Below are 2,199 nucleotides of genomic sequence, written 5' to 3' on the forward strand. Positions count from 1 at the left end.
CTCAAGACGACGGCACTGCATCAGGGTATTCTTCTCACGCCGGAATTCTGGGCCGCGACATGGAACACGGTGACCATCGTCGGCGGAGCGGCGATCAGTTCGGGAATTCTCGGACTGCTGGTGGGTTTCGCGGTCGCGCGATCGCCGGTCCCCTTCGTCGGCGGACTGCTGCGCCAGATCACGTTCATGCCCTATCTGGTTCCCGGCATTGCCTTTGCCGCGGCCTATCTGGTCATGTTCGCCTTTCCACGCGGCCCGCTGCCGGCGCTCTACGGGACGTCGATCATTCTGTTTCTGGCGCTCGTCGCCGACCAGATGCCCTTTGCATCCCGCGCCGGCATCACCGCCATGATGCAGCTTGGCAGGGATCCCGAGGACGCGGCGCGCATCGCCGGCGCCGGGTGGTTCCGGCGGTTGCGCTCGGTCGTCATTCCGATCCAGCGCGGCTCGCTGGTCTCGGGAATCCTTCTGCCGTTCATATCCGGCCTGAAGGGATTGAGCCTCGTCGTCGTCCTCGCCGTTCCCGGCACCGACGTCCTCACCACCTATGCCATCCGTCTCGTCGACTACGGATACAGCCAGGCGGCCAACGCGGTCGTGCTGATGATCTGCGCGATCGCCTTTTTCGGAACGCTGGGCGTGCAAAAGCTCACCAGAAGTTCGCTCTCTGACGGGTTGGGGAAGTAATCATGTCGAATATCAATCTCGTAAACATCTCGAAAGCCTATGCGAAGAATGCGCCGAAGGCCGTCGAGAACCTGGACATCGAAATCGCGGATGGTGAGTTCCTCTGCCTTCTCGGCCCTTCGGGCTGCGGCAAGACGACGACATTGCGCATGCTTGCCGGTTTGGAGCACCCAACGGACGGCAAGATTCTGATCGATGGAACGCCGATCGTTTCGGTCGATGACGGGATCTATACGCCTCCTGAAAAGAGGGGGCTTGGCCTGGTCTTCCAGAGTTATGCGCTTTGGCCGCACCTTACCGTCGAAGAGAATGTCGCATTCGGGCTGAGGCTTCGGAAAGTGCCGCAGAGCGAACGCGACAAGACCGTTGCCGAAGTGATGGAGACGCTTTCGATCGCCCAGTATCGCGATCGCTATCCGAGCCAGCTTTCCGGAGGGCAACAGCAGCGTGTCGCACTGGCCCGGACGCTTGCGACCCGCCCCGGCATCATCCTGCTGGATGAGCCGCTGTCCAACCTGGACGCCAAGCTGCGGCTGGAAATGCGCGCGGAACTGAAGCGCATCCACCGCGAAATGGGGGCGACGATCATTTTCGTGACCCACGACCAGTGGGAAGCCATGACGCTCGCCACGACAATCGCGGTGATGAGCGATGGCACGCTCCAGCAACTGGGCAATCCGACGGATATCTATGAAAAACCGGCGAACCGGTTTGTCGCGGGCTTCGTGGGAAGCATGCCGATCAACTTCATCGATGTCTCCCATGGCGACACCGGCATTCTGGCCACCTGGACGCGGACGATGCTGGCTGATCATGCAGAGCCGGCGAAAGTCGCGACCGTCGGCATCCGGCCCGAAGCGATCCGTGTTCTTCCCGAGGGAGAAAACGCCGGCCCGGACTGCGTCGTTGCCGCAGGTGCACACGTGAACGACGTGTTGCCGACCGGCGGAAGCTGGATCATCGAGCTGCTTGTCGAAGGCCGCAAGGTCTTCGCCATCACAGAGAGCACGCCGTCGCATCGCGCCGGCGATGCCGTCAATCTCGCCGTCGAGCGGGGCCACCTGCATCTTTTCGACAGCGAGGACAACCGGATCGCAACGGCCTGAAAGCCGCATGCGATTCCATCTTTACCCAAAAACCGGATTAATCTGGAGGAGAAACCCATGAAAACCATGATCCTGGCATCCACGGCTCTTGCGCTTGGCGGGGTGTTGCTGTCGTCCACCGTCAACGCGCAGGACCTCGGCATATCCGATTCGGACTACTCGCTTGACGCCCTCATCGAAGCGGCGCGTCAGGAAGAACCGATCACGGTCATCGACGCCACCGGCAAGATAGTGACGATGGCCGAGAACTTCACGGAGAAATACGGCGTTCAGGCGACGGGCGTCAAAATGTCCGCTTCCGAGCAGGAACAGGTCATCACCCGCGAGGCGCAGTCCAACAATGTGCGCACGGATGTCTTCAACATGAGCAACCTGCCGTCGGTCACCTCGCAGATCCTGCCGCAGG

Annotated in this window: 2 protein-coding genes and 1 pseudogene; all 3 read left to right on the top strand. The window is 61.3% G+C overall.

Features of this window, described 5'->3' with window-relative positions; genetic code table 11:
* Positions 1–687: ABC transporter permease (locus tag AC5DC2_RS23255; RefSeq protein ID WP_491700200.1), on the top strand; the 687-nt coding region annotated here is incomplete at its 5' end.
* A 2-nt stretch (positions 688–689) separates the two neighbouring features.
* Entirely contained in the window at positions 690–1,793 is a 1,104-nt protein-coding gene (locus AC5DC2_RS23260) for an ABC transporter ATP-binding protein (protein ID WP_491700201.1), read from the top strand.
* Between the two features lie 57 nt (positions 1,794–1,850).
* Positions 1,851–2,199, top strand: a pseudogene (locus tag AC5DC2_RS23265) (ABC transporter substrate-binding protein); the annotation flags it as partial.

The sequence above is a fragment of the Martelella sp. genome, from assembly GCF_984369615.1.